The sequence below is a fragment of the Aeromonas sp. MTB genome (genome assembly GCF_056632455.1).
Genome location: NZ_CP147026.1, coordinates 1,869,619 through 1,892,969, shown reverse-complemented (window position 1 = coordinate 1,892,969; position 23,351 = coordinate 1,869,619). Strand labels below are relative to the sequence as shown.

23 protein-coding genes are annotated in these 23,351 nt (G+C 61.9%); 5 read left to right on the top strand and 18 right to left on the bottom strand.

The window, feature by feature from the left end:
* Positions 1–11 precede the first annotated feature (11 nt).
* Entirely contained in the window at positions 12–914 is a 903-nt protein-coding gene (locus tag WBR25_RS08745; RefSeq protein WP_429056471.1) for a LysR family transcriptional regulator, read from the top strand.
* 124 nt (positions 915–1,038) lie between these two features.
* Here the strand turns inward: WBR25_RS08745 and WBR25_RS08740 are convergent, their stop codons facing one another.
* Entirely contained in the window at positions 1,039–1,929 is an 891-nt protein-coding gene (locus WBR25_RS08740) for a LysR family transcriptional regulator (protein ID WP_043824627.1), read from the bottom strand.
* 101 nt (positions 1,930–2,030) lie between these two features.
* Between WBR25_RS08740 and WBR25_RS08735 the strand changes: the two genes are divergently transcribed.
* From WBR25_RS08735 to WBR25_RS08725, 3 genes are all read left to right on the top strand, one after another.
* Positions 2,031–2,669: an NAD(P)-dependent oxidoreductase gene (locus WBR25_RS08735; RefSeq protein ID WP_236283016.1), complete on the top strand. Its 639-nt coding sequence runs from the start codon at positions 2,031–2,033 to the stop codon at positions 2,667–2,669.
* Positions 2,670–3,082: 413 nt separating this feature from the next.
* Entirely contained in the window at positions 3,083–4,126 is a 1,044-nt protein-coding gene (locus WBR25_RS08730; RefSeq protein ID WP_429056474.1) for an isopenicillin N synthase family dioxygenase, read from the top strand.
* Between the two features lie 139 nt (positions 4,127–4,265).
* Positions 4,266–5,429: a trans-sulfuration enzyme family protein gene (locus tag WBR25_RS08725; RefSeq protein ID WP_429056476.1), complete on the top strand. Its 1,164-nt coding sequence runs from the start codon at positions 4,266–4,268 to the stop codon at positions 5,427–5,429.
* A 111-nt stretch (positions 5,430–5,540) separates the two neighbouring features.
* Here WBR25_RS08725 and WBR25_RS08720 read toward each other — a convergent pair whose 3' ends face one another.
* The 3 genes from WBR25_RS08720 to WBR25_RS08710 form a co-directional block, all read right to left on the bottom strand.
* Entirely contained in the window at positions 5,541–7,205 is a 1,665-nt protein-coding gene (locus tag WBR25_RS08720; RefSeq protein ID WP_164536977.1) for an AMP-binding protein, read from the bottom strand.
* A gap of 98 nt (positions 7,206–7,303) precedes the next feature.
* The gene (locus tag WBR25_RS08715; RefSeq protein WP_139740389.1) at positions 7,304–7,582 is read right to left on the bottom strand and encodes a YfcL family protein; all 279 of its coding nucleotides are present in this window, start codon (positions 7,580–7,582) and stop codon (positions 7,304–7,306) included.
* A gap of 99 nt (positions 7,583–7,681) precedes the next feature.
* Entirely contained in the window at positions 7,682–8,797 is a 1,116-nt protein-coding gene (locus tag WBR25_RS08710) for an ATP-NAD kinase family protein (RefSeq protein ID WP_421289951.1), read from the bottom strand.
* A 120-nt stretch (positions 8,798–8,917) separates the two neighbouring features.
* Between WBR25_RS08710 and WBR25_RS08705 the strand changes: the two genes are divergently transcribed.
* Positions 8,918–9,655 carry a TerC family protein gene (locus WBR25_RS08705; RefSeq protein WP_058056946.1) on the top strand — a complete coding sequence of 246 codons (738 nt, stop codon included), beginning with the start codon at positions 8,918–8,920 and terminating at the stop codon, positions 9,653–9,655.
* A gap of 96 nt (positions 9,656–9,751) precedes the next feature.
* On the opposite strand, the gene yfiB is transcribed toward WBR25_RS08705, so the two are convergent.
* The 14 genes from yfiB to WBR25_RS08635 form a co-directional block, all read right to left on the bottom strand.
* The gene (gene yfiB / locus WBR25_RS08700; protein ID WP_005333642.1) at positions 9,752–10,240 is read right to left on the bottom strand and encodes an outer membrane lipoprotein YfiB; all 489 of its coding nucleotides are present in this window, start codon (positions 10,238–10,240) and stop codon (positions 9,752–9,754) included.
* Between the two features lie 35 nt (positions 10,241–10,275).
* Entirely contained in the window at positions 10,276–11,505 is a 1,230-nt protein-coding gene (dgcN, locus tag WBR25_RS08695) for a diguanylate cyclase DgcN/YfiN (RefSeq protein ID WP_429056479.1), read from the bottom strand.
* Entirely contained in the window at positions 11,502–12,059 is a 558-nt protein-coding gene (gene yfiR / locus WBR25_RS08690) for a regulatory sequestration protein YfiR (protein WP_005333646.1), read from the bottom strand. Before yfiR ends, dgcN begins: the two co-directional genes overlap by 4 nt.
* A gap of 189 nt (positions 12,060–12,248) precedes the next feature.
* A complete protein-coding gene (gene tyrR, locus WBR25_RS08685; RefSeq protein WP_005333656.1) occupies positions 12,249–13,796 on the bottom strand; it encodes a transcriptional regulator TyrR in 1,548 nt (515 codons plus the stop codon).
* Positions 13,797–13,944: 148 nt separating this feature from the next.
* Entirely contained in the window at positions 13,945–14,067 is a 123-nt protein-coding gene (locus tag WBR25_RS08680) for a 4a-hydroxytetrahydrobiopterin dehydratase (protein WP_257496256.1), read from the bottom strand.
* Positions 14,064–14,402, bottom strand: coding sequence for a 4a-hydroxytetrahydrobiopterin dehydratase (locus WBR25_RS08675; protein ID WP_019444917.1), 339 nt, complete (start codon positions 14,400–14,402; stop codon positions 14,064–14,066). The genes WBR25_RS08680 and WBR25_RS08675 overlap by 4 nt, the downstream gene beginning before the upstream one ends.
* Positions 14,403–14,465: 63 nt before the next feature.
* Entirely contained in the window at positions 14,466–15,260 is a 795-nt protein-coding gene (gene phhA, locus WBR25_RS08670; protein WP_115521826.1) for a phenylalanine 4-monooxygenase, read from the bottom strand.
* 153 nt (positions 15,261–15,413) lie between these two features.
* Entirely contained in the window at positions 15,414–16,844 is a 1,431-nt protein-coding gene (locus tag WBR25_RS08665; RefSeq protein ID WP_005361166.1) for a gamma-aminobutyraldehyde dehydrogenase, read from the bottom strand.
* 29 nt (positions 16,845–16,873) lie between these two features.
* Positions 16,874–17,701, bottom strand: coding sequence for an ABC transporter permease (locus tag WBR25_RS08660; protein ID WP_429056482.1), 828 nt, complete (start codon positions 17,699–17,701; stop codon positions 16,874–16,876).
* Between the two features lie 35 nt (positions 17,702–17,736).
* Positions 17,737–18,705, bottom strand: a complete 969-nt coding sequence (locus WBR25_RS08655; protein WP_005346227.1) for an ABC transporter permease — start codon at positions 18,703–18,705, stop codon at positions 17,737–17,739.
* Entirely contained in the window at positions 18,702–19,715 is a 1,014-nt protein-coding gene (locus WBR25_RS08650) for an ABC transporter ATP-binding protein (RefSeq protein WP_429056483.1), read from the bottom strand. Before WBR25_RS08650 ends, WBR25_RS08655 begins: the two co-directional genes overlap by 4 nt.
* Before the next feature lie 143 nt (positions 19,716–19,858).
* Positions 19,859–21,004: an ABC transporter substrate-binding protein gene (locus WBR25_RS08645; protein WP_019444922.1), complete on the bottom strand. Its 1,146-nt coding sequence runs from the start codon at positions 21,002–21,004 to the stop codon at positions 19,859–19,861.
* A 197-nt stretch (positions 21,005–21,201) separates the two neighbouring features.
* Positions 21,202–22,125, bottom strand: a complete 924-nt coding sequence (locus WBR25_RS08640) for a LysR family transcriptional regulator (RefSeq protein WP_005346246.1) — start codon at positions 22,123–22,125, stop codon at positions 21,202–21,204.
* Positions 22,126–22,315: 190 nt separating this feature from the next.
* Positions 22,316–23,347: a YcjF family protein gene (locus WBR25_RS08635; RefSeq protein ID WP_429056486.1), complete on the bottom strand. Its 1,032-nt coding sequence runs from the start codon at positions 23,345–23,347 to the stop codon at positions 22,316–22,318.
* Between the last annotated feature and the right edge of the window lie 4 nt (positions 23,348–23,351).

Here is a 23,351-nt window from a genome sequence, read left to right as displayed (position 1 = left end):
CGGTATCCACCATGTCTCAAGTCGATCTCAATCTCTTTCGCGTCCTCGATGCGGTGATCCGCTATGGTGGTGTCACCACGGCCGCCGAGATGATGGAGATGACCCCCTCGGCCATCAGCCAGGCCATCAGCCGCCTGACCAGCCTGGTGGGCGAGCCGCTGTTTGTCCGCCAGGGACGCGGCATCACCCCCACGGCGCGAGCGCTCAGTCTGCACCACGAGATCATGATGCCGCTGCACGACATGGAGCGCAGCCTGCAGCGCACCGATCTCTTTGATCCCCAGACCAGTCGGCGCACCTTTCGCATAGCGGGGGTGCCCGATATCGATATCTTCTTCCTGCCGGAGCTCAACAACCTGCTGCAGACCCAAGCCCCCAACTGTCAGCTGGAGTGGAACACCCAGGTGCAGGACGAAGCCCTGCGCCAGAACAGCCTCTATCTGCACAGCGTTGATCTGGTGCTGGCCACCAAGCCGATGGCGGAGCAGGGGATCGAAAACGAGCAGATCATGTCCCAGGCCCTGCGCATCGCCTGCCGCAAGGATCACCCCAGGATCCGCCAGGCCCCCGACATGGCCACCTTCTTCAACGAAAAGCACGTGGTATTGCAAACCAGGCGGCTCGACAGCTTGCTGCTCAACACCCTGACCAAGGCGCCGCTGCCGCCGCGCCAGATTGCCTACGAGAGCGACTCCCTGCTCACCGCCCTTCATCTGGTGAGTCGTACCGACTGGCTTTGCGTCGCCAGCCAGTGGCACATGGAGAAGCTGGGGCAGGCACTGGATCTGGCCAGCTATCCCCTCCCCTGGCTCTCGGAGGATTGCCCCGTCTACATGAGTTGGCACAAGAGCTCCGGTCAGGATACCGGGCTTAATTGGCTCAAAGATCAGGTGCGGGCCGTCAGTTCGTTTTAAGTATGCTTAACAGTCAAGCATGCCCATCTCCTCATCCGGGCTATCGCTCTTCTCGACAAACCGCCTTATGGATAATCCCCCTTCAGGATAATCGGGCGCCTTTTCTCAACCATTAAGGCGCAGCTCATGACGACATCGTCGTGCCGAAATAGCTGCGCAGCGCCTCCACCACCCGCCGCACTTTCTCCGGGATCTCCCGCTGCGGCGTGATGGCGTGGATCTCCATCGGTGCCACCCGAAAACCGGGCAACAGTTCGAGCAGACGCCCCTGCGCCAGATCCTCGCCAATTTCTCCCTCCGGTTGTAGCGAGATCCCCTGCCCCGCCAGCGCAAACTGGCGCAGGGGCAACACGTTATTGCAGAGCACCTTGGCCTTGAACCTCACCCTGTGCTCGCCCCCCTTCTCATCGAGCAGCAGCAAACCGTTGCCCAGCATGTCGCCACAGAGCCAGTCGTGAGTGGCCAGATCGGCGGGCGTGCGCGGCGTCCCCTTGCGCGCCAGATAGGCGGGGGCGGCGCAGAGCAGCATCCGGGTCTGCCCCAGTTTGCGGGCCACCAGAGTCGAATCGGGCAAGGTGCCGACCCGCAGTGCCACATCGATCCGCTCGGCAATCAGATCCCGTTTCTCGTCGTCGGCGATGATCTGGATGGTGAGGCCGGGGTGGGCCTGCAGCAGCGGTGAGAGGGCCAGAGCCAGCGGCTGGCCCGCCATCCCCACCGGGGCAGTGATCCGCACTTCCCCGAGCAGGGCGTCGCGCACCTCCGAGAGGCGCAGCTCGGTCTCGCTCAGAGTCTGCTGCAACGCCCGACACCCTTGCCACACCACCTCTCCCGCCTCGGTCAGACTGAGACGACGGGTGGAGCGATGGAGCAGGGGCAGTCCGAGCAGGCTCTCCAGCTGACTGATATGCTGACTGACGGCGGAGGGGGTCATGCCAAGGGATTTGGCCGCCCCTGTCATGCTGCCCGCTTCCACCACGGCGGCGAAGATGGCGTAACGTCTGAGCTGTTCCATTATTAAATCCAGCTTATAAGTGAATGCATTTTTTAGGTGATTATTAAATCATAAATGGCGGCGTAGGATAGCCCCATTCCAACAGTGAAGGAGAGTTCCCCATGAAGATTGCCCTGATCGGTGCCAGCGGTTTTGTCGGTTCAGCCATCCTGAACGAGGCCATCAGCCGCGGCCATCACGTCACCGCCATCGTCCGCGATGTCAGCAAGGTGGCCGCCCATCCGCAGGTCACCGCCGTGGCGGTGGATGCCCAAAACCCGCAGGCATTGGCCGAGGTGCTCAAGGGGCACGATCGGGTGATCAGCGCCTACAACCCGGGCTGGACCACACCGGATATCTACGACCAGTACCTCAAGGGCGCCAACGCGATCGTCGCATCAGCCAAAGCGGCCAACAGCTGGCTGCTGGTAGTAGGTGGCGCCGGCAGTCTGGAGGTTGCCCCCGGCGTGCAACTGGTGGATACCCCTGAGTTCCCGGCTGAGTGGAAACAGGGGGCACTGGCGGCCCGCGACGGTCTCACCGCCCTGCGTCGTGAAACCACCCTCGACTGGCGCTTTGTCTCTCCCCCGGTGTTCCTCGAACCGGGCGAGAAGCGCGGCGGCTATCGGATTGGTGGCGATCAGGTGCTGTTTAGCGGCGAACAACCTGCCGGGATCACCGCTGGTGATCTGGCCGATGGCGTGCTGAACGAGGTGGAAAAACCGGCTCACCAGCGCCAGCGCTTTACCCTGGGTTACTGAGAGCCAGCAATCGGTTAAGGCCAGAATGCACGGTCACTCACCTACGCACCCGGTCAGGTGAACACCCGCTCAACCAGAAGGGAGGCATCCGCCTCCCTTCTGTTTTGGCCATTTTCTGTTTTGGTCATTTTTGCCACTGGCAGCTTGCCTCTGGTTATCACTCTCCCCCTCATCATTGCCCCTTTACCTCACAATAGCTGCGCAAAAAACCTTCAGCCCATCAGGCGCCGAATTCCATTTCGAATTTTGTATATAACTAAGAATAATTTGTTGTTTCCGTCTTATAAGACCGAACAGTAGCATCCCCTTTATCCCAGATGGCGCCACACTGTCGCGCCATCCCGTTTGCCGCTTATCAGGTCTGCCAACAGCGGAGGCAGCGCCAGAGATAACGAAAGAGTGAGGAGGTGCACATGGAACATTCACCACTGCCGATCATCGATCTGGCTGCCCTCAACGGGGCGCCCGAGGTGCGTCGCCCTATGCTGGCCAGGCTGGCCGCGGCCGCCCGCGATGTGGGCTTTTTCTATCTGGTCGGCCACGGCTTGAGCAAGGTTGAGATGCTAGAGACTCTGGCGCTGGCAGAGCGCTTCTTTGCTCTGCCGGAGCAGGAGAAACTGGCGGTGCAGATGGTCAACAGCCCCCACTTTCGCGGCTACAACCGGGTCGGTGCCGAGCTGACCCGCCAGCGGCCGGATCTGCGGGAGCAGTTCGATATCATGAATGAGGCGCAAGCCCTGCCTGCAGCCCTGATCCGTGAACCCTGGCAGCGGCTGATCGGCCCCAACCAGTGGCCGACTACTCTGCCAGAGATGAAAGCCCATCTGCTGGCGTGGCAAGATCGGCTGAGCGATATCACCCTCACCCTGCTGGCCGCTTTTGCCGAGGTGCTGGAGCAACCGGCCAACGTGTTTGACGACAGCATCCGCGGCGCCCCCTACCAGCACATGAAGCTGATTCACTACCCGGGGCAAGAGGCGGGCGGCAGCAGTCAGGGGGTCGGCGCCCACAAGGATCCCGGCTACCTGACGCTGGTGATGCAGGACAATCATTCGGGGCTTGAGGTCGAGACGGCCAACGGCTGGATCTCCGCGCCCCCCCTGCCGGGTGCGCTGGTGGTCAATATCGGCGAGCTGCTTGAGCTGGCCTCCAACGGCTATCTCAAGGCGACCCTGCATCGGGTGGTGAGCCCGCCGCCCGGCGTATCGCGCCTCTCCTGCGCCTTCTTTATGGCGGCGCGGCTCGATGCCACCGTGCCACTGCTCAGCCTCTCCCCCGAGCTGGCAGCACAGGCGCAAGGGCCGGAGAGTGACCCGACCAATCCGCTCTTCTATCAGGTGGGGGAGAACGTGCTGAAAGGGCGGCTGCGCTCCCACCCGGATGTGGCGGCGCGGCACTATGGGCCGGTGGAACCCGCTCGCCTCCCGTGCACAGAGAGCGAAGCGATACCGGCCTAAGCAGCGCAGAGATCCACAGGTGGGTATATGCATAAGCCACAAGCAGCATGGATATACCCGCCCAGACAAAACACAACATGTAACGAACAACAAAACACAACCAGTCATGGCCAGAGCCTGGCCATCACGGAGCAACACGATGAAATTCAAGACCATGAGCGTACACAGCGGCCAGCGGATCGACCCACAGACCGGCGCCCTCACCACCCCGCTCTACCAGAGCAGCACCTTCAGCTACTTCAACGCCCAGGCAGGCAAGGAGCGCTTTGCAGGTCAGGCCCCCGGCTTTATCTACAGCCGCTTTGGCAACCCCACCACCGCCGAGCTGGAGCAGAAACTGGCGGCGCTTGAAGGTGCCGATGAAGCGCTGGTGGTGTCGAGCGGCATGGCGGCGGTGAGCGCCATCATGTATGCCCTGGCCGACAGCGGCGATGAGGTGGCCTATATCGGCCCGCTCTACGGCGGCACCGATGCCTTCCTCAAGCAGACCTTCAGCCGCGCCGGTATCAAGGTCACCGCCTACGAGAGCGATCGCGATCTGCTGGCCAACATCCGCCCTGCTACCAAGGTGGTACTGTTCGAAACCCTGACCAACCCCACCCTCAAGGTGGTGGATCCGCGGCTGGTGGTGGAAGCGGCCCGCAAGGTGGGCGCCATTACGGTATGTGACAACACCTTCCTCACCCCCTACCTGCTGCGTCCGCTGGAACTCGGGGTCGATGTAGTGATGCACAGCGGCACCAAATATCTGGGCGGCCACGGCGACATCATCGCCGGGGTGGTGGCGGGCTCCCACGCCCTGATGAAGTCCATCCGCACCGTGGCCCTCAAGCATATCGGCTCCCCCATCGGCCCGCAGGAGGCCTACCTGCTGCAGCGCGGGGTCAAGACCCTGCCGCTGCGGATGGATGCCCACCTGCACAATGCCCAGAAAGTGGCCGAGTTTCTGGCGGCACATCCGGCGGTGAAGAAGGTGATCTACCCGGGGCTTGCCAACCATCCAGGCCACGATGCTCTCAGCGCCTTCGCCAGCGGCTTTGGCGGCATGGTGAGTATTGAACTTGAAGGCGGGTTTGAGCGCTGCGCCACCCTGCTCGATAACCTGCAGCTATTCGTGCAGGCGGTGAGTCTGGGGGATCTCGAGAGTCTGGCCTGCCATCCGGCCAGTACCACCCACGCCGCCATGGACGAGGCGAGCCGCCTCGCCGCCGGGGTCAACGACGACCTCATCCGCTTCAGCATCGGGGTGGAAGATGCGGACGACCTGATCGCCGATCTGGATGCCGCGCTGGCGCAGATCTAACCGGGCGCGCTTTTACTCGCCGACAAAACAGCGGCGAGTGATATGCCCCAAACACAACAACGGCCCATCAAGGGCCGTTGTTGTTTGGTGCGCGATGGAAAAACGGGGGATTTACTCCTCCCACACCACCACTTGGGATGAGGGCCAGCGATCCCCGACCTGGGCGTACTTTTGTTCCAGCAGGTGACGCTTGATCTTCATGGTGGGGGTCAGCACGCCGTTTTCGATATTCCAGGGGGTCTTCACCACCAGAATGCCGCGAATTTTGGCATGAGATTCCAGCTGATCGTTGACCCGTACCCGCGCCGCTTCCAGTCTGGCGTTGACCTCCTCCCGATTGCCCTTCATGGCGCTCTCGGCCAGCTGCACCAGTGCAATGGGCTGGGGCATGCCGTAACCAATCACGCAGAGCTGTTCGATGATGGGCTCCTGCCCCAGCAGCCCCTCGATGGGCACCGGCGCCACATACTTGCCCTTGGCGGTCTTGAACACATCCTTCATCCGGCCGGTGATGGTGAGATAACCCTCCTTGTCCAGCTTGCCCATGTCGCCGGTGTGGAGCCACCCCTCGGCATCGATGGCCTCTGCGCTGTGCTCGGGATCCTTGTAGTAACCCAGCATCATCCCTTCGCAGCGGCAAAGGATCTCCCCCTCATCGGAGATCTTGATGGTCACTCCGATCCCCGCCTTGCCGACGGTGCCGATCTTGTCGGCGCGGAACGGGTAGTTGATGGTGGAGTAGGCGTGGTTCTCGGTCATGCCCCAGGCTTCCGTCACCTTGAGGCCAATGCTCAGATACCACTCAAGCAGCGCAGGGGAGACAGGCGCGGAGCCGCAGCCGAGTACCCGGGCCTGATCCAGTCCCAACCCCTTTTGCAGCTTGCGTTTGATAAGGCCGGAGATAAGCGGGATCTTGAGCAGCAACGCCAGTTTGTTCTGGGGCAGCTTCTCGTGGATCTTGATGCGGAACATGGCCCACAGCCGTGGCACCGAGATAAAGACGGTGGGACGGCAGCGTTTGACATCTTCGATAAAGGTGTCGAGGGATTCAGGGAACGCGATGGTAGCGCCGCCATAGAGACTTCCGCCGTAGATGTAGACCCGCTCGGTAATGTGGGCCAGCGGAAGATAGGAGAAACCCCGATCGGCCTGGCTCAGGCTCACCGTCTCCACCAGCTTCTCGCACGACCAGGCGTAACGCTCGACGCTCAACATGGCCCCTTTCGGCTTGCCGGTACTGCCGGAGGTGTAGACCAGACTCAGCAGGGAGTCAGGGGCCTGCACCGGGCTGTCAGGGATCGGCTCGTGCGCCTCCAGCAGATCGTCCCACTGGTGGCTGGCCGGCATGGTGTCATAGGGGAAGGCGATACGCAGCAGATCGGCGGGTACGCCAGCCTCCTGACTCTTCCAGTCATCCAGCTTGCCGACGAAGATCGCCTTGGCTTCGCTGTGGCGCAGCACATATTCGATGGTGTCGACGTTGGCTGTCGGGTAGATGGGCACGCTCACATACTGCCCCATCTGCATCGCCAGATCGGCGATAAACCACTGGGCGCAGTTCTTGGAGAGCAGCGCCACCTTGTCACCGGCCATCAGACCGAGGTGACGCAAGGCCGTCACCATCCGCCGCGCTTCATCGGCCACTTCACCCCAGGTGAAATCGACATATTCGCGGTTGATCGTTTGACGCAGGTAGGTTCGATCAGGACACTGCCGCTCCCAGTGATAGAGCATCTCGAGCGGCAGTTTATTGGCAATGCGTGAGGAGGAGGCCATAGTTTAATCCCTGAAACAAAAGGCGAAACTTATTATTAACCTTTCACTAACTTCAGGGGAAGGATAAACTCAAACTTCAGTTTGAATTGTGTATCCGATCAAGCTTCTGCGTCTTGTTGCAAACGAATCCACATCGCCTGCACCAGTTTTTCATCCTCTTCAGATAGCTCACCTTGCAAGATCGCCTCGTTGAGGCTGCGCAGCACATAGCTCTTGACGTCCCGCACCAGGGTCTTGCCTTCCAGCTCGGCCCGGGCAACGGCCAATGAGATATGACCTCGCAGGTAACCCCCCGCAAACAGCTCATCGTCGGTCGCGGTAGCAACCATGCTGTCGATCAGTCCCAACAACTTGTGCTCAAAATCGTGAATCGTCATGTAACGCAGCCTCATTTGCGGCAAAAAATTCGGGGGTATGGAACCGCAATCCGGTTGATTGCAGCTCTCTGGCGCCAGGCCAGCAGCGTCCTTGGCGTCCTATTCCGGGTTGGCCACCGGGTAGATGACCTGATCCTTGTATCCCGTGGTTATTCGCAGATAACCACGCAACGCCCGGTTTAATTCGGGATCATCGGTGTCCACCAGCAGCGGCCTGCCCGCAAGGGCGGCAAGCTTGGCTTTGGTTGCCAGCACCTGGATATTGTCCAGCCCGACACACCGAATCACCTCAGGACTCAATTGCTGATTTCCGCGCCCGAACAGATGTCCCTGTCCGCCTATCAGGGTAATGATCAGTCGGCAGCGACGGCCGCGGATCCGGGTCAGGATCTCGGCGGCGCTGAGATCCTGCCCGATAAGTCGGCCATTTTCCACCAGATCCACACCGAGCAAAGTATTTTCCAGACCGAGCTCTGCCATACAGGCTGCCACCGTGCTGCCGGAGCCCATCAGATAGAGGGTATCGGGCTCCATCTGCTCCACCACACCGGCGGCGAGATCCGCCAGCACCAGCTCTTCGGACTCCTTGCCCCCCTGTTTTACCGCCTGTACGTAACGCAGATCGCCGGGCACCTTCAGCTGGCCGTAGTGGCGGGCCCGCACCTTGCCCGCGCGAAACGCCTCCTCGTCGATGTCGCGCACCTCGGCATCGATCAGGCTGAGCAGTTCCCCTGCGATCATCCGCGCCACCACCCGCCCGCTGGCGGCGGGGGTCACCCCGTAGACGCCGGAGTGGATCTTGCACCCCGCCGGAATGCCGAGCACATGGCAGGACTCCCCCACCGCGGCGCAGATATCCCGCGCCGTGCCATCGCCACCGGCAAACAGCAGCAGATCGACCCCGGCTTCGCGCATCAGCCCGGCGGCGTGGCGGGTATCATCGGCCGAGGAGCTCTCCCCAGCCGGTTGATAGATGACCCGACAGGGCAACCCCAGCTCGCGGGCCACCGCCTCCCCCATCTCTCCCGCTACCGTCAGCAGTTCAAACGGGACGCTCAGCTCGCACAGTGGCAACAAGGCTTGCCGCGCCCGCTCCTGCGCCTTGGGCACAGCGCCACGGGCCAGCGCCTCGGCAACCACACCGTCACTGCCCTTGAGCCCCACTGCGCCGCCAATCCCGGCGACCGGATTAATGATGAACCCTAATCGAAACATGCCTGCCTCCCTTGCGATGGCCACCATTTTTATCTTTTCCCCCCTCTGGGACAAGCAGTGGCGCCCCTGCTAGAATGCGCTGCTTCAATTTTCCAACCAATTTTCAACCAAGGTTCAATCATGCTGGAATGGGTTCTTGATCCCTCTGCCTGGGTCGCACTCGCCACCCTTACCCTGCTCGAGATCGTGCTGGGCATCGACAACATCATCTTTATCTCCATCCTGGTCGGTCGCCTGCCGGAGGCGCAGCGTCAAAAAGCGCGCATTCTGGGTCTGGGGCTCGCCATGGGTACCCGGATCCTGCTGCTGCTCTCGCTGGCCTGGGTGATGCGCCTCACCGATCCGCTCTTCACCGTGCTGGGTGAAGCCATCTCCGGCCGCGATCTGATCCTGCTGCTGGGGGGCCTGTTCCTCATCGGCAAGAGTGCCCACGAGATCCACGTCACCCTAGAAGGGGCGGCCGAGCCGGAAAGCGTCAGCAAAGCGGCCTCGGGCTTCATCAGCACCCTGATCCAGATCGCCATCCTCGATATCGTGTTCAGCCTCGACTCGGTGATCACCGCGGTCGGCATGGCCGATCACGTGCCGGTGATGGTGCTGGCCATCATGATTGCCGTCTTGATCATGATGTTTGCCGCCAAATCCATCGGTGATTTCGTCGATGCCCACCCCACCATCAAGATGCTGGCCCTCTCCTTCCTCACCCTGGTGGGGTTTGCCCTGATGGCCGAGGGGATGGACCTGCATATTCCGAAGGGCTACATCTACTTCGCCATGGCCTTCTCGCTGGTGGTGGAGATGATCAACATCCGCCTGCGCAGCCATCACGACAATAACGGGCAAAATAGCGCGCAGTAACCCTGCCCGCGCATGCCCTCGCGACCCCAGCTGTCACGATCAAAAAGAGCGCCGATCGGGCGCTCTTTTTTTATGGGTAACGAAACGATGAAAGGGTTATTGATCGCTGATGACGATGGCGACCCGGCGGTTGGCGGCCCGGCCCTCTCTGGTCTTGTTATCTGCCAGCGGCATGGTCTCGCCACGGCCATGGATCTCCAGATTGGCTGGCTTCATGCCGACCGAGACCAGCACATCGGCCACCGACTGGGCCCGCTTCAGGGAGAGCTGCTGGTTGTAGCTGCTCTCGCCGGTATTATCGGTGTGGCCATCCACCCGCGCCTTGTCCAACCCTACGCCAAGCAGTGTTTTACCCAGTTTTTCAACGGATTGGCGAGTCTGGGGATTGAGCGCCCCCACGTTGTTGGCAAACAGCACCCGGTTGGCCAGATCCAGCGTCCACCCCTCATCGGTCAGATAAAAGCCCTGCTCCTTGAGCACGGCGATCTGCTCCGGGGTCAACCCTTTGGGCGCGCTCTGGCAACCGGCCAGCAGCGACAACATCAACCCCAGCAGGGTCACTTTCAACAGGTGGGTGATCTTCATGGTTTGCTCCTTGTTTATGTTGTTATTCTTGCCAGTCAGGCGATGGTTTGCTGTTCGCTGCGGCGCGCCCGTTTCGCCAGATACATGGCTGCATCTGCCTGATCACACAGCACGCTGGCACTCATGCCCGCCTGATAGACGGCAAAGCCGACACTCACCCCGGCTACCAGCTGACGACCGTCACGCAGTGCCACAGGTTCGCTCATCGCCTGCTGGATGCGGCCAATCACCTCTTCCACCTCATGCTGTCGCAGGAGTGGACCAACCAGCACCGCAAACTCGTCACCACCGAGGCGAAACACCAGATCATCCGGACGCAGCTGATGCTGCACCCGTCTTGAGAGCGCGATCAGCACATCGTCACCGGCGTTGTGCCCCAGCGTGTCATTAATTTGCTTGAAACGATCGCAGTCGAGATAGAGCAGCGCAAACCCCTCTTGCTCGCCGAGGGAGATGGCCTGCGCGAGCCGCGCTTCAAACAGGGCGCGATTGGGCAGTCCGGTGAGGGCATCGTGAGTCGCCTGATGGAGCAGGCTGGCATTTTCGCGGGCCTGCTGGGCCTGCCAGGCTTGCAGCTCGTCCAGCAGGGAGTTGAAGTCATCCCCCAGCTCGTTAATCTCGACGATATCGGCCGGTGGCGCCCGCATCCCCAGGGTGCGCTGTCGGCGTACCGAGTGGGCGACAAGTGCCAGTTTGCGCAGCGGTGCGGTGATGGAGACCTGCATCCGGTCAGCCACATAGAGAGCCACCATGGCGCTCAGCATCAGGCAAACAACCATCACCAGCAGCGCCGAGAGCAAAAACAGCAACAGATATTCACCATGGCCGCGCAGCTCGATGGTGGCGATCTGCTCGCCACCCCGCAGCATGGGGAGTTTGACAGGCCCCGGCATCAGCAGTTGGGCCAGATAGTCTTCGAGCGTCACCAGCGGGTTGCTTCTGGGGCGCTCCCAACTGGCGAGCAGCTGGCCATTGGTCAGCACGATAGTGGCTTCGGCCACCTCTTCCTTGGCAACGATGCCGCTAAGTGCCTCGCTCGCCGCCTCCTCATCGTGGAACACCACCGCCGCCTCGGCGCTGTAGCTGATGGCGCGGGCTACTAGCTCCAGATTGTGGTCGGCGTAAAAACGCACTACCAGCAGGGCCACCAGAGTAAAAAAGAGTCCTGCCACGCTGACGGCTGTGATGGCGGCCACCAGATGGGTTCGCCCCAGGCTCTGACGCAGGGTCAGACGGCGGGGAGCCGCGCTCACCTGTCGTCTCATGGAACCCCCTTGTCGGCATGGGCCAGCTTGAGCACGGCGGGATGCACCCGCACGCCGCTCAGGGCCAGGGCATCGAGGTTCACTTTAAACCGCACTCGCACGCTGTCCGGCGAGGTCTGCAGGCAGAACACCGAGCTGGTGGAACAGTCGTGGTTGTATTCGCTGATGCTGAGCACTGGGTGTCCCTGCAGGCGGGCAAACAGCGCAATCCGGGTCGGCTCGTCGAGCACTCCCAGATAGAGCACATCGCAGTGATCGCTGATGGCCGGATCGCTCGCCTCGTAACGATGGACCTGCACGGTGCGCCCATTGGCCTGACGATCGATGGTAAAGAGAGCGCCGGCATATTCGGTCGGCGCCGCCACGCACATGCGCAGCACCGCAGGCTCGGTGGGCCAGCGGGTGTAACTCATGATATCGAGCACCAGCTCCCTGACCGCCGTCGCCCGGCTCTCTGCGGCCGTTTCCGCCAGCGCGCGGGGCAACAGCAGGCCAAACGCAACCAACAGGAGAGCCAGACGGGCAGTTAAACGGGGGGAAAAGAGTAACAGCATGATCGGGAGGTAGTCGCCTTGACAATACCGCTGCTATGGCATTGCGGTTCGGGTACATGAACCCAGATAGTAAGTTGGCTGACACTGGCCTGACAAGTCTCACCCCGCCATCAACTACGGAGTTCGTGTAAAGAAAACGGAGAGCCCGTCTGGTAACGGGCTCTCTGGTGGCAGGCAACAAGACGGAAATCACTTCTTGCTGATGCCGTATTCCCGCAGCTTGTTGGCGATGGCGGTATGCGACACGCCCAGGCGTTTGGCCAGCTGGCGCGTTGACGGGAAGGCGGGATAGAGCCGGGCCAGCAGCTGGCTCTCGAAGCGCTTCACCGCATCGTCGAGATTCCCCTCAAACCACTCGTCGATCAGCGGCATGGTATCGGCCGCCACCGGCAGGTCGATCTGCTCGGGCCCCAGCTCATCCCCTTCCAGCAGGGTCATGGCACGGTAGAGACAGTTGCGCAGCTGACGCACGTTGCCCGGCCAGCGATAGGCGGTCAGGTAGTCGGCCATGTTGCGGGTAAAGCGCGGACGGGGTCGCTGCAACTCGCTGGCAAAGCGGGAGACAAACTGCTGGGCCAGCACCATGATGTCTGCCTTGCGCTCGCGCAGGGGGGGCAGCGCCAGACTGAGCACGTTGAGGCGATAATAGAGATCCTCGCGGAAGGTTCCTTCGTGCACCAGATCCAGCAACTGTTTTTGGGTGGTGCAGATGAAACGCACGTTGACCTTCACCTCCTGCTCGTCACCAACCCGGCGGAACACCCCATCCTGCAGCACCCGCAAAAACTTGGTCTGCAGATGGGGAGACATGTCGCCAATCTCGTCCAGCATCAGGGTGCCGCCGCTTGCCAGCTCCAGTACGCCGCGCTTGCCCTCGGTGTTGTTGCCAAAGGCGCCGGGGGCATAACCAAACAGCTCGCTCTCGGCCACGTTATCGGGCATGGCGGCGCAGTTGAGGGCCATAAAGGGGTGGCTGGAGCGCAGGCTGGCCCCGTGACAGGCGCGGGCCAGCAGCTCCTTGCCGGTGCCGGTCTCGCCGACGATCAGCAGCGGCGCGTCCTGCATCGCCAGTTTGCGCGCTTGCGACAGCACCTCTTTCATCTTGGGACTCTCGGCCTGCAGATGCTCGAAGCCCCCCACTTCCACCGCATGAAGCGCGCTGAAATGCAGGCCGACCCGACGGGCAGATTTGAGCACCACCACGGCACCGGCCAGCGCCTGCTTGCCGCGGGCTTCTGCCACGAACAGCGGCATCAGATCCGCCAGATACTCTTCGCCATTGAAACTGAGCTTGCAGGTCTGCGGCTTGATCTCGCTCGCCTCCAGCCAGCGGGTGAAGGAGAAACCCTTGACCAGCGAACCGAGCGCCACGCCGCGCACCTCCTCCACTGGCAAGCCGAGGGTGGTGAGGGCCGACTGGTTGGCCTGGGTCACCTTACCCTTGCTGTCGAGGGAGAAGACCAGATCCGGCAGCGCCTTGAGCAGCGCCTCGATCTCGTGGTGCTCTCGCTCGGAAGGCATGTAGGGGATGGTCTTGACGTCGTAGACGCCGGGAATACGGCGGATCTCCGGCATCAGGTGCTGAAAATCACTGAACTCCAGCTCGGGAAAGTTGAGATAGATGATGCCTGAGGTATCGATTTCGATGCCGCGCAGATCGATATTGTGCTCCACCAAGCGGTCGAGCAGTTCCCGGGTCAGGCCCAGGCGGTCTTCACAGCTGACTTCAAGACGCATTCGGGACACACTTCCTAGCTAACTCTATGAATGAGCGGATAATACAGTCTCGATCCCCCCAGTGCGAGCGCCAGCCCATAAAAATGCGGGCCCGCCCCGCTTTCGCAGGCAGGCCCGGGTCAACCGATGACGCTGGTGTGGGGTGCGATTACCGGAGCAACTGATCGGTGCGCGCCGCCATGATGAAGTCGTTGCGATGCAAACCGCCGATCTTATGCATCCACCAGCTGACGATCACCATATCGCTCACTCGATGAGTGGTGGCGTTCACTTCAGCAGCTCATCCGTGCGTGCAGCCATGATGAAGTCGTTGCGGTGTAATCCGCCGATCTTGTGGGTCCACCAGCTGACGGTCACCTTGCCCCACTCGGTCAGGATCGCGGGATGGTGGAACTCCGCCTCCGCCAGCTCCCCCAGGCGGTTGGTAAAAGCCAGCGCCTCCTTGAAGTTACGAAACGTAAATTCCCGCCGCAGTTGCAGCGCCCCCTCCTCCACCAGCGGCTGCCAGTCGGGAATAAGCTGCATCAGCTCGCGCAGCTCCTCATCGCTCACCTTGGGGGCATCGGCGCGGCACGCTTCACACTGCTGGCTGGCCAGTTCGGACATGGGTTACTCCTGCTTGAATTAATGAAAAATTAATGAAAATGAAATAGGGTTGTTTGCTTTTGGTCAGCTCGCCTGTTTGCCAGCGGGAACCTCAAAGCGCGGCGGATAGAGGCCAAGCCGACTGGCCTCGGCCAGAGCAGCCATGATCTCCTCCCCGGTCAGCTGGTAGAGATGATCGAGACTCGGCAGCACAAAATAGGTGGGCTGCATGATGTCGATGCGATAGGGGGTGCGCAGCACAGTCAGTAGATCGAAGGGTTGCAGCAGCGGCTTGCCGGAAAGGGCATAGGCGGTCTCGCCGATGGAGGAGAGAATGCCGCCACCGTAGATACGCAGCCCGTCAGGTGTCGCCAAGAGGCCAAACTCCACGGTGAACCAGTAGAGCCGCGCCAGAAAGACCCGCTGCTCCTTGCTCGCCTGCTGCCCCAACTGACCGTATAGGTGGGTGAAGTGGGCAAAGGCCGGATTGGTCAGCATGGCGCAGTGGCCGAAGATCTCGTGAAAGATATCCGGCTCTTGCAGGTAGTCGAGCTCGTCCCGGCGCCGGATAAAGGTCGCTACCGGAAACTGGCGGTTGGCCAGCAGGGCAAAGAAGCGATCGAACGAAATCAGCGCTGGCACCGCCGCCACCGACCAGCCGGTAGCGGGCTGCAAGACAGCGTTGATCTCGGCCAGCTGGGGGATGCGATCACGGGGCAGCCCAAGCCTGTCGAGACCGGCCAGATACTCATCACACCCCTTGCCATCGAGAGCGGCGAACTGACGTTCGATCAGGATCTGCCAGGTGCCGTGCTCTTCGTTGCTGTAGTGGATCACCCCGTCAGCATCCGGCTGGTGGGCGGTGTAGAAGGTTGCCATAGCGGTTCCATCCTCTGGCGCCACATCAAGGCGCCTTGCCGTTTCATCACGATTTCACTGTAACGAAATGGCAACAAAAAAAGCAGCCGACCCATGAGCCGGCTGCCTGAAACAGTTGTAAATAAATTGTGACAGCCCGTTCACCAATCCCCACTACAGCTTGACCATGATATGGCGCGGCACCGTGTAATCCTCCAGCGCATAGAGGGAGAGATCCTTGCCGTAGCCCGACATCTTCATGCCGCCGTGGGGCATCTCGGAGGTAAGCATGAAGTGGGTGTTGATCCAGGTGCAGCCATATTGCAGGTGGCTGGCCACCTTGCTGGCGAGGCTCAGATCCTTGGTCCAGACCGACGAGGCGAGGCCATAGTCCGAGTCGTTGGCCCACTGCACCACCTGCTCGGCGTCGTTGAAACGGGTCACCGACACCACGGGGCCAAACACCTCGCGGCGTACGATCTCATCCTCCTGGCGGGCCCCGACAATCAGGGTCGGCTCGAAGAAGAAGCCGTTGCCGGGGCGGATCTTGCCCCCCGCCGTCACCTCCACATGGCCGCTGCTCTGGGCCCGCTCGACAAAGCTGGCGACCCGGTTGCGCTGTCTGTCCGAAATAAGCGGCCCCATCTCGACCCCCTCCTCGTACTGGCTTCCCACCTTGATGGAGGCCACCGCCTCGGTCATGGCGGCGACAAACTTGTCGTAGATCTTGCCCTGGGCATAGATACGGCAGGCGGCGGTGCAATCTTGCCCTGCATTGTAAAAACCGAAGGTGCGAATGCCCGCCACTACGGCCTCCAGATCCGCATCGTCGAAGATGATGACCGGCGCCTTGCCTCCTAGCTCAAGGTGGGTGCGCTTCATGGTGCGGGCGGCGCTCTGCAGGATCTTCTGGCCGGTGGCGATATCGCCGGTGAGCGACACCATCCGCACCAGCGGGTGCTCCACCAGCGGCGCCCCTACACTCTCGCCCCGCCCGCAGATGACGTTGATAACGCCGCGGGGGAAGATCTCGCTGGCCAGTTCGGCAAGGCGTAAAGCAGTGAGCGGGGTCTGCTCGGAGGGTTTGAGCACCACCGTATTGCCCGCCGCCAGCACCGGCGCCATCTTCCAGGCCGCCATCATCAGCGGATAATTCCAGGGGGCGATACTGCCCACGACACCTATGGGGTCGCGGCGGATCATGCTGGTGTGCCCCTCGAGATACTCCCCCGCCAGCGGCCCTTGCAGGCAGCGGGCCGCCCCGGCAAAGAAGCGGAAGCAGTCCACTACCGCGGGCAGCTCGTCGTTGAGCACTGCCAGATAGGGTTTGCCGCAGTTGAGGGATTCGAGCGCCGCAAACTCCTCGGCGTGGCGCTCGACGAGATCCGCCAGACGCAGCAGCAGGTTGCTGCGGCTTGCCGGGGTGGTGCGGCTCCACTGGGCGAAGGCGCGCTGGGCACCGTTCACCGCCCGGTTCACCTGTTCGAACGAGGCTTCGGGTACGGCGGCGATCTGCTCGCCATTGGCCGGGTTGAGAATGGGTTCGGCCTGCCCCTCGCCGGTCACAAACTGGCCATCAATCAAGAGTTGGGTAGAGAGTTTCATGGTTGCATCCTTGCGCACGCGTTGAGTCATCATTTGCCACTGCCAGCGACATCGTGGGTGTCGCGAGTGAGGTAGTAGGCAAGCAAAATAGGGATAGTGGTGAAGGCCACTATGATGAGGGCCACCACGTTGGTGACCGGCCTGTCACGGGGACGGATCAGCTCCTGATACATCCAGATGGGCAGCGTGGTCTGCTGACCCGCCGTGAAGGTAGTGACGATCACTTCGTCAAAGCTCAGGGCAAAGGCCAGCATGCCCCCCGCCAGCAGCGCCGTGGCCAGATTGGGCAGGATCACGTAGCGCAGGGTCTGGAAGCCGTCGGCCCCGAGATCCATCGACGCCTCGATGAGGCTCTGGTTGGTGCGGCGAAAACGGGCCAGCGCATTGTTGTAGACCACCACCACACAGAAGGTGGCGTGGCCGATAACGATGGTCCAGAAGCTGAACGGGATCTCCATCAAGCCGTAGGCCGAGCGCAGCGCGATACCGGTGACGATACCGGGCAGCGCGATGGGCAGCACCAGCAACAGCGACACCACCTCCTGACCGAAGAAGCGGCTGCGGGCAATGGCCGCGGCCGCCAAGGTGCCGAGGATCATGGCCGCCAGCGTCGCCAGCCCAGCTACCTCCAGCGACAGCTGGATGGCACGCCACACATCGGGGCGATTGAGGGTCACCTCGAACCACTTGAGGGTGAGCCCGGGGGGCGGAAACTGGTAACTCTTGCTCTCGCTGGTGAAGGCGTAGAGGAAGATAAACAGAATGGGAAAGTGCAGGAACAAGAGCCCGCCGATGGCGGCGTACCTGAGCAGGCCAGAAGGGCGCTCTCCCTGACGGATCACTGAGCTAGCTGACATGACGGCCTCCTTGCTGCCGGTTCAAAGCGATAGGGTCAAAGCGCATCAAAGGCTCCTAACCGTTTCGCAATCGCCAGATAGATGGCGATGATAAGGATCGGCACCAGCGAGAAGGCGGCGGCAAAGGGCAAGTTGCCCGCCGTTCCCTGCTGCATGTAGACCACCTGACCGATATACATGGTCGAGTTGCCGATAATGCCGGGGATGATGTAATCACCGAGGGTCAACGAGAAGGTGAAAATGGAGCCCGCCACCACACCGGGCAATGCCAGCGGCAGGATCAGGTTGCGAAAGGTCTGGGCGGGTGTCGCCCCCAGATCGCTGCTCGCCTCCAGCAGGGATCGCGGTATACGCTCCACCGCCGCCTGAATGGGCAGGATCATGAAGGGCAGCCAGACATAGACGAACACGATAAAGGTGCCGAGCCGCGAGAAGGAGAGCGACGGGCCACCTATCACCGGCAGGGAGAGGATGGCATCGAGCAGCCACTCCAGCCCCATGCTGTCCGCCAGCCAGCTTACTACCCCCTCCTTGGCCAAAATCAGCTTCCAGGCGTAGACCCGCACCAGATAGCTGGACCAGAGCGGCAGCATGATCCCCACATAGAACAGCGCCCGGGTCTTGCCACTGGTGTAGCGTGCCATGTAGTAGGCAACCGGAAAACCGAGCAGGGCGCAGGCCAGGGTCACCAGCAGCGACATGCCGACGGTGCGGCCGATCACATCCAGATTCTCCGGTCGCAGCAGGGCGACGAAGTTTTGCAGCCCCAGCTCGTGGCGCACCTGACCGCTGAACTCGTCCAGCCCGAACAGGGAGTTGGAAAGCAGCATCAGCAAAGAGCCGACATAGATGATGCCGAGCCACAGCAGCGGCGGCCCCAGCAGGATCGCCAGCAGCAGGCCGGGCCGACCATAGAGCAGGGTCGAGAGGCGCCGCAGCGGCCTGAAACGGGCAGGTTCGGGCTGATGGTTCATGGCAAGACTCGCACTGTGAGGGGCACTCATGGCTGCGCCCCCTGATGGGCGCCGCTCAGGCGATGGATGGCCTGCTCCGGCCAGCTGAGGCTGACCCTGCTGCCACGGGCCAGACGGGCCTGCCCCTCATTGGGGTGGTTGACGATGATCTCGAGCTGCTCCCCGAGATCAACCCGATAACGGACGAAGGGACCCAGATACTCCACCTCGCGGATCTCCCCCGACCAGCCCGGCGTGCCCGCCTCAGCGAGCCGGATCCGCTCCGGGCGCACCATCATCTGGCTGCCGTCGCCGCACAGCCGTCTGGCCTGCTCCCCTTCGAACAGATTGACGGTGCCAACGAAGCGGGCCACAAACGGCGTCGCCGGAGCGTCGTAGATGGTATCGGGGGCGGCAATCTGCTCGATCTTGCCCTGACTGAAGATGCAGATCCGGTCGCTCATTGAGAGCGCCTCCTGCTGATCGTGGGTGACGAAGATAAAGGTGATGCCCAACTGGCGTTGCAACGCCTTGAGCTCAAGCTGCATCTGCTCGCGCAACTTGAGATCGAGGGCCCCCAGCGGCTCGTCCAGCAGCAGGATGCGTGGCTGGTTGATAAGCGCCCGGGCGATGGCGATGCGCTGGCGCTGGCCGCCGGAGAGCTGGCTTGGGCGGCGCTTGCCGACCCCAGGCAGTCGCACCAGCTCCAGCATCTCGTCCACCTTGCGGTAACGCTGTGCCTTGGCGACCCCCTTGAGCATCAGGCCATAGCCGATGTTGTCGCGCACATCCATGTTGGGAAACAGGGCATAGTCCTGAAACACGGTATTGAGGTTGCGATCGTAGGGCGGCACGGTGGAGCAGGGTTCGCCAAACAGGCGGATCTCCCCGTCGCTCGGGTACTCAAAGCCCGCGATCATCCGCAGGCAGGTGGTCTTGCCGGAACCGCTCGGCCCCAGCAGGGTAAAGAATTCCCCGGAGGGGATCTGGAAAGAGATGTCGTCGACCGCCTTCACCTCGCCATAGTGGCGACTGACCCGGTCAAATTGTACGGCGTGCATGGGGCGTCCTTGTCTGTACTGGGATGGGCCGGACTCCTGTCCGGCCCGCTTGATTATCCGCTCTCGGCAGTCGTGCAGAGGAGGCGCAGCTCCCCTGCCGTTGGCAAGGTGGCAGCGGTTCCGACCACCTTGCTCACCCCACCTTAGCGGCCGCCCAGAATGGCGATATAGTCGGAAACCCAGCGGTAATAGGGCACGCAAGTTCCCTGGCTCTTGCACTGGGAGACCGGAGTGCGCCAGAAGCGAACCCGATCGAAGTTGTCGATACCGTTGGTTTTGCACCCGGTCGGGCCCAGCAGGGCATTGCCCTCACAGGCGGCAGGCACCACAGGCACCGAGCCAAACCAGGCGGCGAGATCCCCCTGCAGCTTGTTGCTCAGGGAGTGTTCCAGCCACTTGTAAGCGCAGGTGAGGTTCTTGGCATCGCTGTGCACCATGCTGGTATCGGCCCAACCGGTCACTCCCTCTTTCGGCACAGTGGTGGCGATGGGCTGCTTGTCGGCGATCAGGGCATTGGCCTGGAACGGCCAGGAGCCTGACGCAACCACCCCTTCGTTCTTGAAGTCATCGATCTGGACGAAGGCATCATGCCAGTAGCGTCCCACCAGCTGGCGCTGCTTGCGCAGCAGATCGAGGGAGGCCTTGTACTGATCCTCGTTCAGCTCGTAAGGATCCTTGATGCCCAGGGCGGGCTGATGGGTCATCAGATAGAGGGCGGCATCGGCGATGTGGATCGGGCCGTCAAAGGCCTGCACCCGCCCCTTGTTGGACTTGCCATCCGCCAAGGTCTGCTCCTCGAACACCACGTTCCAGGAGTCCGGTGCCTTGGGGAACACCTTGGTGTTGTACATCAGGATATTGCCGCCCCACTGGTAGGGCACGCCGTAGTGCTTGCCATCCACAGTGTGCCAAGGGGCATTTTGCAGCCGGGGATCAATCTTGCTGTAGCTCGGGATGAGCGCCAGATTGAGCGCCTGCACCTTGCCACCGGCAATCAGACGCAGACTGGCATCGCCGGAGGCGGTCACCAGATCGAAGCCCCCCTCGTTCATCAACGCCACCATCTCGTCCGAGGTGGCCGCCGTCTTGACGCTCACCTTGCAACCGGTCTCTTTCTCGAATCCGGTCACCCAGTCGTAGTTCTTGTCGGTCTCGCCACGCTCAACGTAGCCAGCCCAGGCCACGATATTGAGCTGGCCTTCACCCTTGCCGAGCTCGGTCGGGGCAGCCTGGGTCTGGCCTGCCAGCAGCGCCGGCACAAGAGCCAGCATCAGAGGGGTCAATTTCATCATGCACTCCTTGCATTGTGTTGACTTGCATCAGGTGAAGGAACGCCACCATGGACGTTAACATCCCGTTAACCAGCAATGAGCTTAGGGGAGTGGCAATACGATGAATATTTCAATTTTTGGTGGCTCAGGTATCAGCTAAATCGATATCGAGTGCAGATGAATCTGATTTTTGGTGGCTACCCCGCAAGAGATGGCTAACGAGGGAGCGCCTGACGAGCTCTCAATCGGCTCTGATCCCGTGCGATATCGATAAATTCCCGCGCCGTCCAATCCAGCCGAGAACCACGGCGCCACACCAGCCCGATATCGATGGCGGGAATGGGCTCCTTGATGGGGCGCGCCTCGACCCGCTCCTGCTCCAGCGACCAGGGGCGATAGGCAAAGTCGGGCAACAGGGCGACCCCGAGCTGGCTGGCGACCAGACTGCGCACCGCCTCCACCGATGCGGTGCGCAGTACGATACGGGGGGAGATGCCGTAGCGGCGCAGGCCGCCACCGATGATCTGATCGAGCTGATCGGCGGTCAGCGAGATCATCGGCTCCTCCCCCAGCGCGGTGAGCGAGAGGGTCGACTCGGCGCAGAGCGGGTGGTTGGCGGCCAGCCAGAGCCGCAGCGGCGAACGGGTCAGCAATTCGGTATCAAACGCCTCTTGCCGGATGGTGCGGTTGGTCATCAGGATCCCCACATCCACCTCGCCGTTGACGATCTGGTGCTCCAGAAAAGGCTGTTCATCCTCCTTCACCTCGATCTGTACCGCCGGAAAGGCGCGGCGAAAGCGGCCAAGCGCCTCTGAGAGGTAGTAACCCGCCACCAGGGTGGTCACGCCGATGGTGAGTCGCCCCTGATCCTGTTGGGCCACCGCTTTGAGGGAGTGGCTCGCCTCGGTCATGGCGCCGAGAATACGGCGGGCGTGGAGCAAAAACTGGTGGCCCTGAGTGGTGAGGGTGACGCCACGCGGGTTGCGCTCGAATAGCGGGGCGCCGAGCTCGGTCTCCAGCTCGCGAATGGCGCTGGTGACCGCCGACTGGGAGATATGCAGCTCGGCGGCGGCGCGGCTCACTGAAAAACTGTCGGCTACGGCCACGAAATAGCGGATCTGGCGAAAGGTAAAGTTCATCGGGCATCCTTGCCGATTGGTTCGATGAGTGTGATTGGTAAGATTGACTGCCAGCTTAACCGTAAACGGGCGTCTCGCCAAAACCGGGCACTGCTGCCAACTCAATGATCTGCCGATTAAAACCATGCCCCTGCGGCTTGGCGAGCACGACAGGGGCATGGGTCATCGCAGCAAGGTGCAGACAGGGCTATCAGGATTTGTTGAGATACCCCGCCAGCTGGCCGATCAGCCGCTTGCGCAGCTCGCCGAGTTTGGGTTTCTCGTCCGCACACCAGGGCAGCGGGCGGCACGCCTCTATAGTACGCAGGCCAAGGCGAGCGGTGAGCAGCCCGGCCCCCACCCCTTGCGCCGCGCGGGCAGAGAGCTTGGCGGCAAACTCGGCGCCCAGCAAGTCCATCCCCACCTCGGTCACCAGCTCGGTGGCACCGGCGTAGAGCATGTTGCGAAACACCTGACGGATGAGGCGTATGCGGCTCCAGTAGCCAAGTTCGATGGCGTAGACATCGGCGATATCTTCGATCATCCGCAGGTTGCGCCACAACATCAGCATCATGTCGACGGTGGCGAGCGGGCTGAGCGCCACCAAAACAGCGGCCTCCCCCGACCATTTGGCCACCCGCGCCTGTGCCAGCTTGTCGCGCTCGGCGAGCACCAGCTGGCTATAGAGGGTCAGCACTTCACGATCGCTGTGGCTCTCGTCGAGCTGAGCCAGCCAGGTTTGATACCCTTCGCGCCCCTTGTCGCCATTTTTGACCGCCAACCCTTCGCAAAAGGCCTGCCCCTGCCCGACTCCCTGATGAGCAAGCAGATCTTCTGCGCGCGAGCGCACATCCTGACGCCGCTTGAGGGTGCGCAACCGCAGCCACTCGCGCCCCACCACGCTGGCAGTTCCCGCCGCCACCAGCGCCGAGGCTGCCAGCCAGGCGCTCCCCCAGAGCGGGGTGGTGAGGAATTGATCGTAAAGGAAGGCGCCATATTGGCCCAACGAGAGCAGACCGACCGCCCCCAGCCCCCAGGCCAAGAGCCGATGACGGCGGCGCGGCTTGATGACGAGGGCGCTCTCCACCTCGGTGAACTCGTCCAGCTCGTCGAGGCGCTCGAAACTCGCCTCCTCCAGCCGCTGGGCCGGTGCGGGCGGTCGCTCGTCACTGGCCACCGTCAAGGCTGGCTCAAGGATCACCTTGCCCTGCAGCGGTGGCCGCTCTTTTATCTGATCGTTCATCGCA

Coding starts and splice junctions, on each gene's coding strand:
- WBR25_RS08745 (WP_429056471.1), top strand. CDS start 12: ATGTCTCAAGTCGATCTCAATCTCTTTCGCGTCCTCGATGCGGTGATC.
- WBR25_RS08740 (WP_043824627.1), bottom strand. CDS start 1,929: ATGGAACAGCTCAGACGTTACGCCATCTTCGCCGCCGTGGTGGAAGCG.
- WBR25_RS08735 (WP_236283016.1), top strand. CDS start 2,031: ATGAAGATTGCCCTGATCGGTGCCAGCGGTTTTGTCGGTTCAGCCATC.
- WBR25_RS08730 (WP_429056474.1), top strand. CDS start 3,083: ATGGAACATTCACCACTGCCGATCATCGATCTGGCTGCCCTCAACGGG.
- WBR25_RS08725 (WP_429056476.1), top strand. CDS start 4,266: ATGAAATTCAAGACCATGAGCGTACACAGCGGCCAGCGGATCGACCCA.
- WBR25_RS08720 (WP_164536977.1), bottom strand. CDS start 7,205: ATGGCCTCCTCCTCACGCATTGCCAATAAACTGCCGCTCGAGATGCTC.
- WBR25_RS08715 (WP_139740389.1), bottom strand. CDS start 7,582: ATGACGATTCACGATTTTGAGCACAAGTTGTTGGGACTGATCGACAGC.
- WBR25_RS08710 (WP_421289951.1), bottom strand. CDS start 8,797: ATGTTTCGATTAGGGTTCATCATTAATCCGGTCGCCGGGATTGGCGGC.
- WBR25_RS08705 (WP_058056946.1), top strand. CDS start 8,918: ATGCTGGAATGGGTTCTTGATCCCTCTGCCTGGGTCGCACTCGCCACC.
- yfiB (WP_005333642.1), bottom strand. CDS start 10,240: ATGAAGATCACCCACCTGTTGAAAGTGACCCTGCTGGGGTTGATGTTG.
- dgcN (WP_429056479.1), bottom strand. CDS start 11,505: ATGAGACGACAGGTGAGCGCGGCTCCCCGCCGTCTGACCCTGCGTCAG.
- yfiR (WP_005333646.1), bottom strand. CDS start 12,059: ATGCTGTTACTCTTTTCCCCCCGTTTAACTGCCCGTCTGGCTCTCCTG.
- tyrR (WP_005333656.1), bottom strand. CDS start 13,796: ATGCGTCTTGAAGTCAGCTGTGAAGACCGCCTGGGCCTGACCCGGGAA.
- WBR25_RS08675 (WP_019444917.1), bottom strand. CDS start 14,402: ATGTCCGAACTGGCCAGCCAGCAGTGTGAAGCGTGCCGCGCCGATGCC.
- phhA (WP_115521826.1), bottom strand. CDS start 15,260: ATGGCAACCTTCTACACCGCCCACCAGCCGGATGCTGACGGGGTGATC.
- WBR25_RS08665 (WP_005361166.1), bottom strand. CDS start 16,844: ATGAAACTCTCTACCCAACTCTTGATTGATGGCCAGTTTGTGACCGGC.
- WBR25_RS08660 (WP_429056482.1), bottom strand. CDS start 17,701: ATGTCAGCTAGCTCAGTGATCCGTCAGGGAGAGCGCCCTTCTGGCCTG.
- WBR25_RS08655 (WP_005346227.1), bottom strand. CDS start 18,705: ATGAGTGCCCCTCACAGTGCGAGTCTTGCCATGAACCATCAGCCCGAA.
- WBR25_RS08650 (WP_429056483.1), bottom strand. CDS start 19,715: ATGCACGCCGTACAATTTGACCGGGTCAGTCGCCACTATGGCGAGGTG.
- WBR25_RS08645 (WP_019444922.1), bottom strand. CDS start 21,004: ATGAAATTGACCCCTCTGATGCTGGCTCTTGTGCCGGCGCTGCTGGCA.
- WBR25_RS08640 (WP_005346246.1), bottom strand. CDS start 22,125: ATGAACTTTACCTTTCGCCAGATCCGCTATTTCGTGGCCGTAGCCGAC.
- WBR25_RS08635 (WP_429056486.1), bottom strand. CDS start 23,347: ATGAACGATCAGATAAAAGAGCGGCCACCGCTGCAGGGCAAGGTGATC.